This is a genomic window from Winogradskyella forsetii (assembly GCF_013394595.1).
GTDB lineage: Bacteria > Bacteroidota > Bacteroidia > Flavobacteriales > Flavobacteriaceae > Winogradskyella > Winogradskyella forsetii.
In genome coordinates this window covers 1,236,798-1,251,926 of the sequence record NZ_CP053348.1, presented here as the reverse complement: position 1 = coordinate 1,251,926, position 15,129 = coordinate 1,236,798, and the positions used below count along the sequence as shown (strand labels likewise).

At 32.2% G+C, this 15,129-nt stretch carries 12 protein-coding genes and 1 pseudogene; 7 read left to right on the top strand and 6 right to left on the bottom strand.

What is annotated here, in order from left to right; genetic code table 11:
- Window positions 1-144: 144 nt before the first annotated feature.
- From HM987_RS05310 to HM987_RS05300, 3 genes are all read left to right on the top strand, one after another.
- Window positions 145-687, top strand: a complete 543-nt coding sequence (locus tag HM987_RS05310; protein ID WP_179005907.1) for a hypothetical protein — start codon at window positions 145-147, stop codon at window positions 685-687.
- Window positions 688-850: 163 nt separating this feature from the next.
- The gene (locus HM987_RS05305) at window positions 851-4,813 is read left to right on the top strand and encodes an AsmA family protein (protein ID WP_179005904.1); all 3,963 of its coding nucleotides are present in this window, start codon (window positions 851-853) and stop codon (window positions 4,811-4,813) included.
- 197 nt (window positions 4,814-5,010) lie between these two features.
- Window positions 5,011-5,550: a hypothetical protein gene (locus tag HM987_RS05300; RefSeq protein ID WP_179005902.1), complete on the top strand. Its 540-nt coding sequence runs from the start codon at window positions 5,011-5,013 to the stop codon at window positions 5,548-5,550.
- Window positions 5,551-5,635: 85 nt separating this feature from the next.
- Here the strand turns inward: HM987_RS05300 and HM987_RS05295 are convergent, their stop codons facing one another.
- On the bottom strand, window positions 5,636-6,289 hold the full coding sequence (locus HM987_RS05295; protein ID WP_179005900.1) for a GNAT family protein: 654 nt from the start codon (window positions 6,287-6,289) through the stop codon (window positions 5,636-5,638).
- Between the two features lie 99 nt (window positions 6,290-6,388).
- Complete coding sequence (locus HM987_RS05290; RefSeq protein WP_179005898.1) at window positions 6,389-7,345, bottom strand: lipid A deacylase LpxR family protein; 957 nt, start codon at window positions 7,343-7,345, stop codon at window positions 6,389-6,391.
- 236 nt (window positions 7,346-7,581) lie between these two features.
- On the opposite strand from HM987_RS05290, the gene HM987_RS05285 reads away from it, so the two are divergent.
- The 4 genes from HM987_RS05285 to HM987_RS05270 all read left to right on the top strand — a co-directional run bounded on the left by HM987_RS05285 (window position 7,582) and on the right by HM987_RS05270 (window position 11,103).
- A complete protein-coding gene (locus HM987_RS05285; RefSeq protein WP_179005896.1) occupies window positions 7,582-8,109 on the top strand; it encodes a hypothetical protein in 528 nt (175 codons plus the stop codon).
- A gap of 184 nt (window positions 8,110-8,293) precedes the next feature.
- Window positions 8,294-8,962: a hypothetical protein gene (locus tag HM987_RS05280; protein WP_179005894.1), complete on the top strand. Its 669-nt coding sequence runs from the start codon at window positions 8,294-8,296 to the stop codon at window positions 8,960-8,962.
- On the top strand, window positions 8,962-9,474 hold the full coding sequence (locus tag HM987_RS05275) for a hypothetical protein (RefSeq protein ID WP_179005892.1): 513 nt from the start codon (window positions 8,962-8,964) through the stop codon (window positions 9,472-9,474). Before HM987_RS05280 ends, HM987_RS05275 begins: the two co-directional genes overlap by 1 nt.
- 201 nt (window positions 9,475-9,675) lie before the next feature.
- On the top strand, window positions 9,676-11,103 hold the full coding sequence (locus HM987_RS05270; RefSeq protein WP_179005890.1) for a hypothetical protein: 1,428 nt from the start codon (window positions 9,676-9,678) through the stop codon (window positions 11,101-11,103).
- 46 nt (window positions 11,104-11,149) lie between these two features.
- Here the strand turns inward: HM987_RS05270 and HM987_RS19500 are convergent.
- The 4 genes and pseudogenes from HM987_RS19500 to HM987_RS05255 form a co-directional block, all read right to left on the bottom strand.
- A pseudogene (locus tag HM987_RS19500) lies at window positions 11,150-11,263 on the bottom strand (IS110 family transposase); the annotation flags it as partial.
- Window positions 11,262-11,936, bottom strand: coding sequence for a peptidoglycan DD-metalloendopeptidase family protein (locus HM987_RS05265; RefSeq protein WP_179005888.1), 675 nt, complete (start codon window positions 11,934-11,936; stop codon window positions 11,262-11,264). The gene HM987_RS05265 and the pseudogene HM987_RS19500, both read right to left, overlap by 2 nt.
- On the bottom strand, window positions 11,933-13,432 hold the full coding sequence (locus HM987_RS05260) for a serine hydrolase domain-containing protein (RefSeq protein ID WP_179005886.1): 1,500 nt from the start codon (window positions 13,430-13,432) through the stop codon (window positions 11,933-11,935). The genes HM987_RS05265 and HM987_RS05260 overlap by 4 nt, the downstream gene beginning before the upstream one ends.
- A gap of 45 nt (window positions 13,433-13,477) precedes the next feature.
- A complete protein-coding gene (locus HM987_RS05255; protein ID WP_179005884.1) occupies window positions 13,478-15,088 on the bottom strand; it encodes a hypothetical protein in 1,611 nt (536 codons plus the stop codon).
- Window positions 15,089-15,129 lie beyond the last annotated feature (41 nt).

Sequence of the window (15,129 nt, the reverse complement as noted above, 5' to 3'; positions counted from 1 at the left end):
AATTAACTGTTTTTAAACCTAAAGATAATTTAGGAAAAGTTTCTGCTATATTTACCATATGAATCAGTTCAATAGGTAATGATACCTATGAATTCATAAACCGCTTTGAATTTACACAGCAAAATCAAATGCCATCTTAAGCATATGAAACAACTAACTATATTAATATTTTTATGTCTTTGTTTTACAAACTGTAACAGCCAAACTAAAAACACACCAAACCTAACAACTACGAACAACCAAATAAGCTGCACCAACAAAGCCTGTCAAGGCACTTATAGAGGTGCAGAATTCACAAACGGCGACGACATCGCTCACCAATTTTCTAATAAAATGGCTGCTGCTGTCGGTGACCAATTAAAAACACTTTATAAATCTGGAGCGTATAGCAAAGTGGATTTTTCAAACCTAAAAATGAGTACGGAAGGTATGGGTTCTGGAGAGGTGACTTATACGTTATACATTCCGTTTATAACCGTTAACCAAAAATGTAAGGCCTTCACTTCTTTTGACCATGTTGGCGGTTGGAACCATGCACCTGCCCTTTCCCAACGTAAAGCACAACTCAAAGATGTAGTGGTGCAAGGGCATCAATTGGACATCAGCGATTTAAAAACAACCAAAGAAGGATTGCAGGAATATTGGATACAGTGGAAACATCAAGTGGTTCAAGCTGAGTGTCAGTAAGCTATAAACCTAAATATTAGCTTTTGAGTAGACCTCTGATAACCAATGTGTTTGTATAACATTTCTGATCAGATTAGCGATTTCAACTTTAACTTTTTCCTAATTAATGAGCCATTACATTTTCAATTGAAATATTCTTCTTAATTTCCCTCAAAATTCTACGTTGGAAACCCCTAAACCCAAACACAAAAAAACGACTTCCAAAAAATGGCGGAAGCGTATTCTTGTTATGGTTTTGATTATTGTTTTAGTCCCAACGACACTGTTTACTATAGGTTGGCTCAATAGAGATACGATTATTGACGTTTTGCAAGATTGGTATCTCGAAAATAATTCGGGGACGCTAACTATTGGCGAAGTGAATACCAGTTTTATAAGCGGATTTCCAAATGTCGGATTCACTTTGAAGGACATCAAACATACCTATACCGATACTATTTCAGATAAATTCTCTAACATTGAAATTGAAGAAGCCAAAGTGGTCATTGGCGCAGGAAACCTATTACGTGGTCATATTAAGTTTGAAAATATAACGGTGAAAAATGCGGTTATCGCTTCAGAAGTTATTTCCGAAAAATCCTTAGCTTATCATGAGCAATTAAAATATGATAAAGAGAACGAGCAACGTAAAGGCATACAAATGCCAAAATGGTTGCACGACGATGGTGTCATTTTTTTATTGGAAAATGTAAAATACGTTACTAAAGACAGTATTCTAAACAAGGCTTTTGACTTAGATATCCATAAAATTGAAGGGACTTATAAAAGAGATGGGGTTAAACTGAAAGGAAACCTAAACATGAACTTGACCGTTAACGAATTAGGGTTTAACACAAAAAAAGGAACTTATTTTAATGGAGCACATGTTTTAGGAGCACCTGAATTTACAATAAATTTAGAAAACGATATCATTGCGGTACCAGAATTTCTATTAAGAGTCGATGAACAGAATTTTAATTTAATTGCAAATTTTGACTTAGTAGATGGTAATCAATACGACTTTCAACTTCAAAATTCAAAAACTGATTTTAACGCTGTAAAAGGCTTATTACCAGACAATATTGTTACTAAAATAGCAAAATACGACATAGAAAAACCTATCGAAACCAATCTTCATCTCTTTGGAAACTTTGCTTACGGCAGTAATCCTACTATTGAAGTCGACTTTTCTACCGAAAGCAATGCAGCTATCATTAAGGAAAAACTACAACTTAAAAACCTCACTTTAAATGGTCATTTAACCAATGAGATTTATACATCGGATAGTTTAAAAATCGCTAAAAAATCTGCTAAAGATTTGAAAATAACCTTTGATGATTTTAAAGCCAATTTAGATGATATTAAAGTTGATCTTGATAATTCTTACTTTCAGAGCACTCCAGAAGCGCTGAACTTTATAGAAGCCAATATTAATTTAAACGGAAGCAATGAAGCATTGGCAAAACTAATTGAAACCAATAATTTTGATTTTCTAGGTGGAACGTTTCAGTTTAATGCGGTCATTTCTGGAGACATTCCCACGACCCGACAATTTGTAGATAAAGCGACCGGCACTTTCAAATTAAAGGACACGCGAGTCGTTCTTAAAAAAAACGGCCTACAATTACCAATCCAGACCATAGACTTGGCCTTGAACAGAGAAAACTCAACTTTGAATAAATTAATTGTCAACTTTCCAAATGGTGAAGATTTAGTGCTTAAAGGCCAACTTAAAAACATCTCTGGATTATTGTCGAAAAATCCAGAAACATCAACTACAAGTCATATTTCGGTCGACTCTAAACAATTAAATATTAATGATCTTATTTCATTGTCGAAAAAATTCATGCCAAAATCCAAGAAAAATGTTGATGATCGAAAAAATCTACATGAAACCTTAGAGACGGTCTATTTGCAATTTCATCCTAGTTTCGAAATTAATGTGGACGATTTAACTTATAAAAATGTGACCATAAAAAATCTCAAATCCCAAATAGATTTGGTTGATTCCAAAACCATACAACTGCGGAATTTTGATTTCAATTATTTAGATGCACGAACCAACTTAAAAGGAAGCGTTGCTGTCCCGGAAGCCGAAAGCAATTTACGGGATGCCATTTATATCAATGCCGAAGCTACGTCTCGTGGAGATATCACTATATTTCAGAACTTGTTCAACATTCAACTTTTTAGGTTCGATGCTGGTATTTATCAATTTTCTGGACATGTAAAAGGTAACGTTCGGAACTTTGGTGAAATTCTAAACTCCGCAAAAGGGGATTTCAATTTGCTTAACACAAAGCTCTACTATGAACCTGCAAAAATGAATATTGATATCGATTCCTTGGCACTTTTTGTTGATAAATCTAATATGCAGCTCAAAAAATTCAATTTAGAAATTGGAGAACTTTACCCAATGAGACTTAATGGAGAAATTAAGAATTTCCCGAGCTTCTTGATGGAAAATGTAAAAGATTCTGGTTCTATATTTTTAAAAATTTCCGCACCCTTTATTAATGGCGATACATTGTTGACCACCATAAGTTCACTAAAGGATGAAAAAAAGTTAAAGCATCCCAATAATAAAAGGGATTTGTACCAAGTTTTTAGGGATGTCAATAAATTCAATCCTAAAATTGAATTGGAAATTGACACGCTCAAATACAAGGATTTAATTACTGAAAATGTAGAAGCTCTGGTCTATTTTGAAAATGATTCCATCTTAAAACTGAACAATCTACATCTTAATTATAAAGAAACTACGGCTAACATTAGTGGCAAAATAAATGCGCACACCAACCAACTAGATTCGTTGCGCAAAAATCCTTTTGATTTAGATTTTTTGGTAGATGTAAAAGGTAAATCTGAAGATTTGAATGCCTATTTTAATACTAGAAACTTCATATTTAAATCTGGGAATTTTGAATTTAAGGGACGATATAAAGCACAGTCTGAAAATCTCAATATATTGAAATCCACTGGTTTTGGTGATTTAAAAATTAGCCATGCGCTCGTCGATTATAAAGCGGCTGCGCTTCAAATCCCTGTAGATAGCTTGCATCTGGAAATTAATAATGACGTTGCCAGACTCAAACGGCTCGATATCGATTTACCAGGTAAGAGTTCGGTATATTTTTCGGGTTCAATTAATCAATTTTCTAACTTCATTGATAATGCACAAGGAGACAACCTTCGTAGCTCATATTTTTCCATTTATTCGCCCTATTTGGATTCATCAGATATTAAAGAATTTTTATCGAATTCAGCTTCCAAAACAAAAAAAACAAAAGATAAGGAACCGAACTTACAAAAATTCAGGGAGGCCTTGGTTGGGATCAATAGCTCGTTTTATCCAAAGGTCAACGTAACCATTGATACCTTAAGACATGAGGACTTGAACTTGACCGATTTTGGTTTGGATCTTTTGTTTGACAGCAGTGGTGATTTTAAAATTAAAGATACACACCTTAATTTTTATGGTGGCTCGCTAACAATGGATATTGATTTTGGAATGACCAATGAAACCAATATTCCTGTAAATATTGTGATGAACGCCAATGCTATTGACTTGCACGAATTGGTTACAAGATTCCATTATTTTAATGATGACGCTTTAAAAAATACGGATAAGATTGCGGGTCATCTTAATATTAAGATTGATGCAACTGGCGCATTGAAAAATGATGGCAACCTGAACATGAATTCCCTGAATGGCACAATGCATTTTGAATTATCGGATTTTGAATTGTACAATTACAAACCTGTGATGGAAAATTCGTTTTTGATGAAAGATGAACGTTTTGAGAAATTATCCTTTAGACCTATTATTCAAACTTTTGAAATTGTCAATGGGGAACTCATTATTCCTAGAACCGAGATCCAATCGTCTGCTATTCATCTTTTTGCGGAAGGTCGCTTTAAATTTGACGAATACGTTAATATTTGGCTCTCTTTACCATGGAAAAACCTCAAAAGCAATGATGGTCTAACATTACCCAAAAAAACTACCTACGAAGATGCTGGTGCTAAATTTTACGTGCAATTGTTACAGGATAAAACCGAAGAAAAAGATAAGGATAAAAAACTGGACGTTAAGGTAAAACTGAGCAACAGGAAGTTGCGAAAGATGAAACAAAAACGAGAGTAGAGATTGCTCAGTTGGTTTCTTATAGCTGAGAAAACTTCAACCAAAACAGAAATAAATTATTCGAAATTAAAAAAGGCTCAAATGAGAAACATCGCCAAATATAAATCCCAAAAATGTGCGCTGCTCTAAGCCCAATTTATTCATAAAAATTTTATTTATATATTTACCTTCAATACCTACTTATAAATTAGAGAATTATGAAACCCAAATCCCATTACGTATTCACGTTACTCCTTGCCCTTATTTTTGCAGCTTGTGCGCCAGAGGACAATACTACCATCCCAGAAAACACCAATGAATTTATTTTTGATGGTGTTACCTACCCTATAACTACCGCAATAATCATTGACGAAAATACATCAGCAACTAATCCAAGCCCAATAAAAATAAGTCTATGGAATAAAACAAGTTCAGAAGCTACTGGCAACGGCGATTTGGAGGATATTGCGCTTGTAAATTTTGAAATTGAAGATGAAAGTCTAGAAGTTACCACATATACCGATATTGAAAATTATGATATTTCAATTAACGGATCTATAGTAAACAGTGAATTTTCGCCAGGAACACTACTATTATCTAATGATGATCCTGAAGCTGATGTATTTGCGCAATCAGGTTCGGTTAACATTACCAATTTCACAGCATTTAATATTGTGTTTACGTTTACATTTACGCGGAATGACGGTCAATTAATTAGCGGTAGTTATGACGGCAATTATCTTCTTCCGAACAATTAATTAAAATTGCTGTTTTATGCGTGTTTCTGTTTTGAAATCCGAATCACATATGGGATTTGAGAATTCAGGTAAATGATGTGTGTATTCAACTTATAACATCGTTTGAATACTGATCTATCATTTCCTTAGGCACGTCTTCAAAAACTACAGTTCTTTTAAACAAAAACCATTTTTCAGTTCTCAGAACATATGGTTTAAAACCCGAACGGTGAATACCTTTTAATGATGGTATATTTTCAATGCCAACAAAGGTAATTACCCAGCGCACATTTAAATGCCTTCTTTTATCAATTATTCTCGTAATTGCCGCTGGCATAATTCCGTTATGCCTAAAATTTGGAATCGTAAAACCGCCTTCCAATAATAGCTCATCTTTTCTCAAAACAGGAAAAGTCTCTCCCCAAAACTCTTTGATACTATCCTGTTGATCAGAACCAATAAGCCATTGCCTAAAACAAGGTGTGTTTTCTGTAGTGGCCGCCACATAGCAATAGGGAATTTCTTTTTCAATGAGTCCATCATTTTGTAAGTCCATTGTAAAGTATGCTGAATCCTCAGATTTAAAAGGCCTGATTAACAAGTCCAATTTAGCATTAGGATTTTGAAACGGAAGATTCAAATCCCGTTTTAATCCAAAAGCTTTATTTTTTGAATAAACACGTTTTGAAATCCCATTAAACATAAATTTCAACTCGCGTTTTTTGATTAAGTCAACAATTCTGATTACGACGTTTTTCATATGATAAAACTGATGATATCAAATTTAAACAATTCCAGATTAATCTTATGACAACCTTTTAATTGACCATTTTATAAACCATACATGGAGTGATACCTCTTAAAACGTAAATCCGATCCTAATGCCTCCCCATTTAGCGGATGCACCAGTTTTGAATTCCCTAGTAATTGCAGATCTAGTATATTCGAAGTAAAGCGTTTTGGTTTTTAGAACCAAACCGTAATTGTAGCTTGCTGTAAAACGCTCTAAATTGTTCGATGAAATAGTGTAAGGACTTTTAGTGTTGAATAGACCTCCTTGAAGCGAAGCATCATAAGCAATTATATTCAGTGCCGGTTGTCCATAAAAATAAACCTGAAAATTCTTTTTATTTTTTGGGCCGTCAAGAGCTGAATTCAAAATGCCGAGTTGCATATTAAAACCTGCAGAAACATTGGTAAATAAGGTTCCTAATTGTGCTGAAGCATTAGCTTGTAATCCAACTAAATTATGATAACGATATACACGTTTCTCATAATCTATTCTATAATTAATGATCACATCATTCTTAATCTGATGGTCCCAACCTTTAGGTATTTTGTTCCCTGTAGCTTCATGAATTCCGACTTGCATTTCTTTTCCGAAAGCACCAGGACCAATTAAACCAAAACTCAAGGCTTGTGATATTCTGGTTTTTCGGATGCTATCCGTGGCTATGGTGAAACTTTTAAGCATAATTGCTGCAGCAAATGGTCGGTCTCCAACCTGAATGGATTCACTCACATAATCGTTTGGTGTATAACCAATATGTTCAATGGAGAGTCCGTATTTGGCTGAAACAGCTTTTGGTTTAAAAAACAGATGATTGATTGGATTCTTTTCTAAACTAGGTAAAACCAATTCAAAATTATAACCTTGTGTGTAGTTTTCATCTGTAGCAGCAAAATAATCATTATCGTAATGAAACCTGAAATAGCTATTTTTTTCAATATTTCGAAATGAAGCAGTGTTATCAATTTTTTGAGCCAATAGACCCAACGGAAGTAAAAAGAGTAACCAGATTAATTTTATTCTCATATTTATACTTACGAGATTTGATCATATTAAGTTTCAGCATTACAAATTAAATATGCTAACTTTACTGAAAACACTCAAGAGGATAATACTATAGCGAAATAACGTTACTTCCCTTGTTAAAGTAACTTTATTTAGGTGTTGCCATACATTTGAGAAAAACGATTTACATATTAATATTTTTAGGAATTGGAATTAATTTCTGCTTCTCTCAAACTAAATCTGAAAAACGATTTGGATTGACCGAATTTGACGCAAAGAAACACGACCGAATTTATCGTGTTCAAATTGAGGATTATCAAAATGTAGAATTGATTGATTTCAAAAATGGGGAATTTAACGGAACTCTTACTCATTCGGTTTGGACTACGAATAGAAAGGGAATTAGAAAAGATAGCATAATTCAAAAAATTGCGATTCCGAATTCTATGGCGGAAAAACTGATTTCGGAACTGAATAACCACGGATTTGAAAACCTAAAAGACTGCAACGAAGTCGAAAACTGTATTAGCGGATTAGATGGAACAACGACTTTTTTTAAAGCAATTAAAGATGGAAAAATAAATACTGCATCTTATTGGGAATTAGAATCTGACTATTATTACAATCAAAATAAAGTAAAATTACCAGCTGAAGTTATAAAAGCAAGAAAACTGATTTCGATAATCAACAAAGAATTTGAATTGAAAGAACAATTTCAGAACTTTTTAAACCGACTGCCGAATGGACGTTATTCGTACAGTATGCTGATAATGAAAAAAGGATAAAAAACGTATGGCAACACCGTGTATAATTAATTGCTTGGTTCAAGCCTACTTACGAAAATCCTCGCGGATTTTCTATTCGGTTTTTATTTGCTAAATTACGTGCTTAACCACGCAACTAATCATACACAAACACGTTGTATGCAATTGAGAAAAAACATTGAAATCATATGAAAACTATTAAATAATGAAACGGATTAATATTACTTATAATGATAATTCTTTTACAGAAAGTCCGGCAATAAAAAACATTTCTTTAGAGGGAACTTTTATATATCCATCAAGTTTTACAATTAGAAGTGGGCAAACAACAATTACATTTGATACGAGAAATGAATTGAATCATTTATTTGAAAAAACAAAAGGATTAAATCCAAACGAATTTCAATTATATCTTATAAAAAATGGCTTCGACAGGTGGAAAAACTCATCATTTTATGAAATGCAAGCTTTGAAGTCCATCTTATTATGTTTTCATTGGATGGATTTAAGTATTTCAAATGAAAATGATTTAGATATTGATAAAGTTCTTTACGATGAATTTATTATTGATTGGAACTATCAAGTAAACCCACAAAATGCAATTTATTTATTGCAAAAAAAATATACAGAACACGAAAAATATCACAGTCAATTAAAAAGATTACTCGAAATAAATTTGTTATGCAAAATAACTATTTCAATAGAACAAGAGCACTTGGATAATTATTTCATTCCGTTATTAACACCTGGAGTTCAATTAGAATACTATAAAAATGATTCAGATTTAAGCGGAATAGAAACTAATAATCTATGGAAAACATTCTTAAGGGAAAAATCTCGCAGAATTAACTATTGGCTTAAAAACAGGTTTTAATGGAGAAAGTACTAACATACATAGACTTGTTCTTTAGCATCAATATTTTTTACCAGTTTATGGGCGCAATAATTGCAGTAGCAATTAGAGTGACTATTGTGTTTCTAAGACAACACAATTTAAGGAAACAAAAATATAATTATTATCAAGGAATTAGCAATTATCACGAATTAGGAGATATTAATGTAAAAGTAGATGAAGACTTACCTTATGAAGATATTTTTAAAATTATCTTTCGATATTCATTTCAACCACTTTTATTAATATTCTTATTAAGTTTCATAAACACACATACAGAATATTCAAAATTTATAGTGTTTATTATAGTTTTAATTTCGACTATCATTCACGAATTTATGGCAGCAGATGAATACTTAGATAAAAAATCCTATCGTTTTTTTATAATTATGATATGGGTATTTAGTTATTTTACCCTTAGTTATGAATTTAATGTTGATTTAAATCAAAAACAGGAACTGAATGAAACAACTGCATACAACGTGTATAATTAATGGCTGGTTCTCGCCTACTTACGAAAATCCTCGCGGATTTTCTATTCGGTTTTTATTTGCTAAATTAGGTGCTTTAACTCGCCACTAATCATACACAAACACGTTGGCAACAAGCTCTGAAAAACAGTCATAAATATTATAAGGATAAATTTTTATCAAAATAATTTTAAAGAATTTATATTGCATAGAAAATTAATAAAAATGTTTTTTTTTAAAAAGATTTCTACTCACTTTAAATATTCAATAAAAACCTGCAACATAAAAAACTGTAAAAGAAAGCATTATGATTTATTACTATGTGAAAATCATTATGAGCAATATATAATTAGTCCCAAAATTCATGCTATTCAATCTAAAGTTTATAAATATAATTTCTTAAAACTAAATTTAAAAGATAAACTAATATATATTCTTAATTTTTTCATTCATTATACTACCACAATTCACATCTTTTATATAGAACATTTCCCACTAGAAAGCTTATTTTTATTTCATCGCAATAAAGTGTTAAAGGAAGAAAATCGAAATTATACAAAAGAACAATTTATTGAAGATTTCAATTTTGATGAAAACATTGAACTTCAATATTTAAAAACGCTTTTCAAAACTGATGATGCAGATAAACCCTTGCAAGATTTTATATATAAAAAAAATAATCCTTTAGTCCCAAAATACTTTTCAATAGGCTCATTCGCTATAACAATAGCTTATATTCTATTATCTGCATATATGCCAGATAAATTTAGTAACTCAAAAATATCTGTTCTAATATTTCTTATGCTTTTTCTATCGGTATACTGGTATTTTAATTCAAAATCTATAGTCAATTTAAAGAATATTCTCAAACTAGCATATGACAATAAACTACTAAAGAAAAAGAAAAAAAATGAAAAATTTATACGATTGTCATTACCACGAATAAATAAAATAAATAATCGAGGAGAACTAACTGCAAACAATTTAGGATTTACTTTTGGTATTGTTCTATTAGTAATTGGAAAATCTATTTACGAAAATTGGGAAAAAGGTTTTTTTGTGGTCTCATTTATTTTTATAATCGGTATTGTTCTTTTATTTAGTACTTTAAACGCACATTTAACTACACAAATTCGAATGCTATCGCACACTTCTATTACAAATTTAAGTAAAAATAAAATTCAATTTAAACTTTATGAACTTAATGAACTATCTGGTATTAATGAATTGAGGCTTTTTTTAAGAAATAGTTTATCTTTTCTACTAGTCAACATTTTTATGTTTTCATTTTTGGTATTTCTTGTTTTATCCAAACAACACAATACTGAAACAATTCTGATAGTCGTTTTTACTTGTTTATTCATCTTTTTTGAATTTTATAACATTTACAAAATACTTAAATTAAGCAATAAAATTAAAGTTCAATTTAATGCAGCAATTAAAAACGAACTTTCAAATTTGGATGATAGTACATCAATTTCGAAATTTAAAAAAGCTGAATTTATCAATAAATTAAAACTAAATCTTTTTGTTGATGTAAAGATGTGGTTTAACTTGCTTAGAAATTTTCTTATTTTTCTTATTACATATTTGATTTATGAGCATGATAATGAAATCATCGAATTTATTAGAAATTTTTATAGTAATATATAAGCAAGTTGCCAACAAAGCACTGTGCTAAAAAACAGGTAATACTCCATCAATTTTTCACTAGCGTGCTTTTATATCCATGGTCAAATATAAATCCTGATTTAGCGATTGAAAAAGCTTGTTTTAAGAGCTTGTTGCATACTGCAATTAGTGCCACTTTTTTACAATTTCAAAAGCAAATTAGGATCAGGACAATTCTCTTTATAAAAGTTTAAATCTTGTTGATTACAAACACCAGGATAATCCCCTTCATAATCCTGAATATCTTTTAGGATTTGAAAATGTAAATGTGGTGGATAATCACCATTAACTTCAGCAGTTCCCAGTGTTGCTATTTGTTCGCCTTGCTTCACTTCAGCTCCTACTTTTATTTTAGCAATAGATTCAACACTTAAATGACCATACAATGTGTAAAACGTACAATTAGAGATATCATGTTTTAAAATCAGCGTTGGGCCATAATCGCCATGATTGGTATTGTTTTTAAAACTATGAATGCTGCCTTCCAAAGGTGCAAAAATTGGGGTTTCAGCCTCTATCCAAAGGTCTAAACCTAAATGAATATTGCGTTCTAGTTCCGTATTTTGCTGGTTGAAATAAATGCTGCGCTGATAAATGCCGCGTTGTTCTAAATAACCGCCATAAACGACTTTTGCATTATTTTGACTCCTAAAATTCCAAATAAAGGTTTCTAAATCCTTAGAAGATGACACATTGATAGCCTTGAGTTCAGAATTGTGAATAGATAAGTCTATCGGTTTGTAAGCGCTGATAGGAATTGACGGATCAACCAAAGGATGGGCTTTAATCGTCATAAACAATTCTGCTAATGTCATTTTTTAAGAGCCGCTTCTAATTTTTCGGATTTGTCTTTTGCATAGACTAAAGTACTATCCATTTCAAAGCATTTTTTGAAGTTCTCAAGCGCTTTAACAGAATCGCCCTTCATCAACAGTGCATCACCATAACTATCGTATGGGTTAGCAGAATTGGGATGCTCTTCAATATTTAATTTAAAAACACTTAAAGCAGCATCTAATTCATCTTCATTTAATAGTCGATAACCTAAAACATTCAAGTCATTCTCTGAAATTTTGTAATTAAGCGTATCCGTTTTTTTAGATTGAAAGAAGCTAATCGCACTAGAAGTATCTTCGGTTAAGATTCGTTTTGCCATTTCCATAGCAATCTGTGTTTTGGGCAGCTCATAAGGTTTGCCTTCCCTGATATTAGAAATTCCACTGATAATAGTTCCAAAGTCATTTGATGTATTATTCGTTAATATGATGAATCCACTCTTTGTGTCTATTTCATTATGCAAAAACGTTATAAAACCAACCCAACCACCAGAATGAAACACAGTTTTTGGCTTATTTGATTCGTTATCTATAAACCACCCAAAACCATAATTTGTTTGTTCTCCATTGTTTAAAGTTCCAGGCGTCCAAGCTTCATCTAAATAGTCTTTTGATATTACCGTGTGATTAGCCAATGCTAGATTCCATTTGTATAAATCCTCCAAAGTTGAAAATATACCACCATCACCTCTTACATCATTTACAATGTTATAATCATTAGGTATCAAATCTTGTTGGTTCAATGCTAATTGATGTCCAAAAACACGATTTGGCATCTTTGGGTCAGACTGTATTTGATATTTATACAAGACTGTATTTGTCATACCCACTGGATCCGTAATTTGTTCCTTCAAAAAATCCCTGAAATGCTGACCAGATAGTTTTTCTACAATTGAGGCTAAAACCAAATAACCTGTGTTACTATATTCGAAGCGTTCACCCGGTTCAAAATCTAATTCTGGATCTACACTATAAAACGCTTTTAATATCTCGTCATTACCCAAAGTATAGGTTTTGGCAGTATCTGCTTTAACAAAATTTTCAGCTATTAAACGTTCGTAATCCGTAAGTCCAGAAGTATGGTGCAATAATTGACGAATTGTAATATTATCATAAGGAAAGTCTGTTAAAATGGTATTGACTTTTTGATCATAATCGAGCTTTCCCATTTCTTTCAATTTCATAATCGCCATACCAGTAAATTGTTTACTTACTGATGCTAACCTAAACTGAGAATTAAAGTCCAATGAATCCATGGGGTTTATGGATCGCAATCCATTGGAACTTTTATGAATCACTTTCCCATCTTTGTAAACTAAAATATTGCCCGTTGCAATTCCTTTTGCTTTTAAATTTGAAATAAACTCATTATAAGTGTCTGCTTCAGTTTTGGTTTCCGTGTTGGTTTCTGTTTTACAACAAAAAAAGCATGCTGTAAAAAAGCACACTATAGCAAATTGAGTAATGGACCTCATATAAATTTAAAGTAATTGTTTCTCTATAAAAGTACGGTTTTAATATTAATTTATAATCACATTGCTAAACTTAGCATTAACCATAATATTTCGACTGGAACTTTGTCCATCAGGATAATTACGAATGGTTTTCTGACCCGTTACTTTATTATTATACTTTGATCGATTACCTTTAAAATAAAGTGTATAATCTACATCTTTTGGCAAATTGATTAACGCATCACTGTTTTCCAAGACCAGATTGAGGTTCTTAAAACTTGCACTTAAATTAGAAATCGTTAAGTCTCCAAAACTACCATCAATAATGGCTGTATCATTCAAATTTTCTATGGTGATATTAGACGATTTAGAATTAAGCACTAAATTCTGAGCCGTTTTAATTTGTGCCTTATCCACAAAATTCAGATTTAAAGTCCCTAAATTCCATGTATTTACCACAACAGGCGAATAAGACACATTGATGGAAGTGTCACTTCCATCAATGTGTTCTGCTACTAAAAATGAATGCGAAATATCACCGCTCATATGATGAATTACAGACGATATTTTCAATTCTCCATGTCTAATATTGGTTTTCAATTTTGCTTTTTTCGGGATTTTAATTTTTATGACTTTTTTGACTTTATTCGTCTTACCAGATTCTAAACGTTCTACCAATATGGATTCTCTTCTATTTGCCAAATGCTCGTGTCGTTTGGCGAGTTCCTCTTGTCGCTTCTCCATAGCTTCTCCCCTTTGTTCCATAGCCTTGGATCGCTGCTCCATTTCTTCACCAAAACGTTCTCCCCAAGCTTCCATTTTTTCCTCCCATTCTTTGCCAAATTTTTCGCCAAATTCCTCTCCCCATTTTTCCATATCCTTACCGTATTTTTCGCCGAATTTCTCTCCCCATTTTTCCATGTCTTTTGCCCATTTGCCTTCAAAACGTTTACCATATTCTTCTCCCCATTTTTCCATCTTTTCTTGGTAGCCTGATTCACCAAATTTCCGAGCCCATTCTTCCATACGCTTCTGAAGCTCCTTGCCGCCTTTTTTTTCGTAGGTTTTACTCCATTCCGCTAAATAAGATTCCCCTTCTTTTTGATATTTATCATAATCAAAAGTAATAGTATTGACACCTTTTGGCAATTCTGGTAGTTCTGGCATTTCTGGCATCTTAGGCATTTCTGGCATGTCAGGAAATTCTGCTATATGTGGCATTGCTGGCATCTCTGGCAGTCTTGGCATTTCTGGCAAATCTGCTAATTCAAATTCCAAATCTTTTAATATTACCTCGTAATTACCGTCCCCATATATATCGATGGTACGCCCTCCTTTCGACGAAATAACGACCTTATCATTAGAGCCTTCCACTTTTAGGTTCCATGCTTGCAAAGCGCTTTTCAATTCTTCTTCTGTTAATTTTTGGCCTTCAATATAGGCTTCCACCTCAACAACATCTTTGTTCCATGTATCTAATTCAATTTCAACATAGCTTGTATTTAATTCGACAACCACATCCTTACTCACCTTAATGGATTGCGATGTTTTAGTCATTTTTTTCTGTGCATAACCAAAAACAGTGATTAGGCAGAGCATTAAAATGGTGATTGTTTTTTTACTTACAGAGTTCCTGTTTTCTGTGTAGTGTTCGTAATTGTTTTTTGTAAAGTTCATGTTTTTTGATTTTTAGAAATACCCAGTCGAGCTGAATAAAA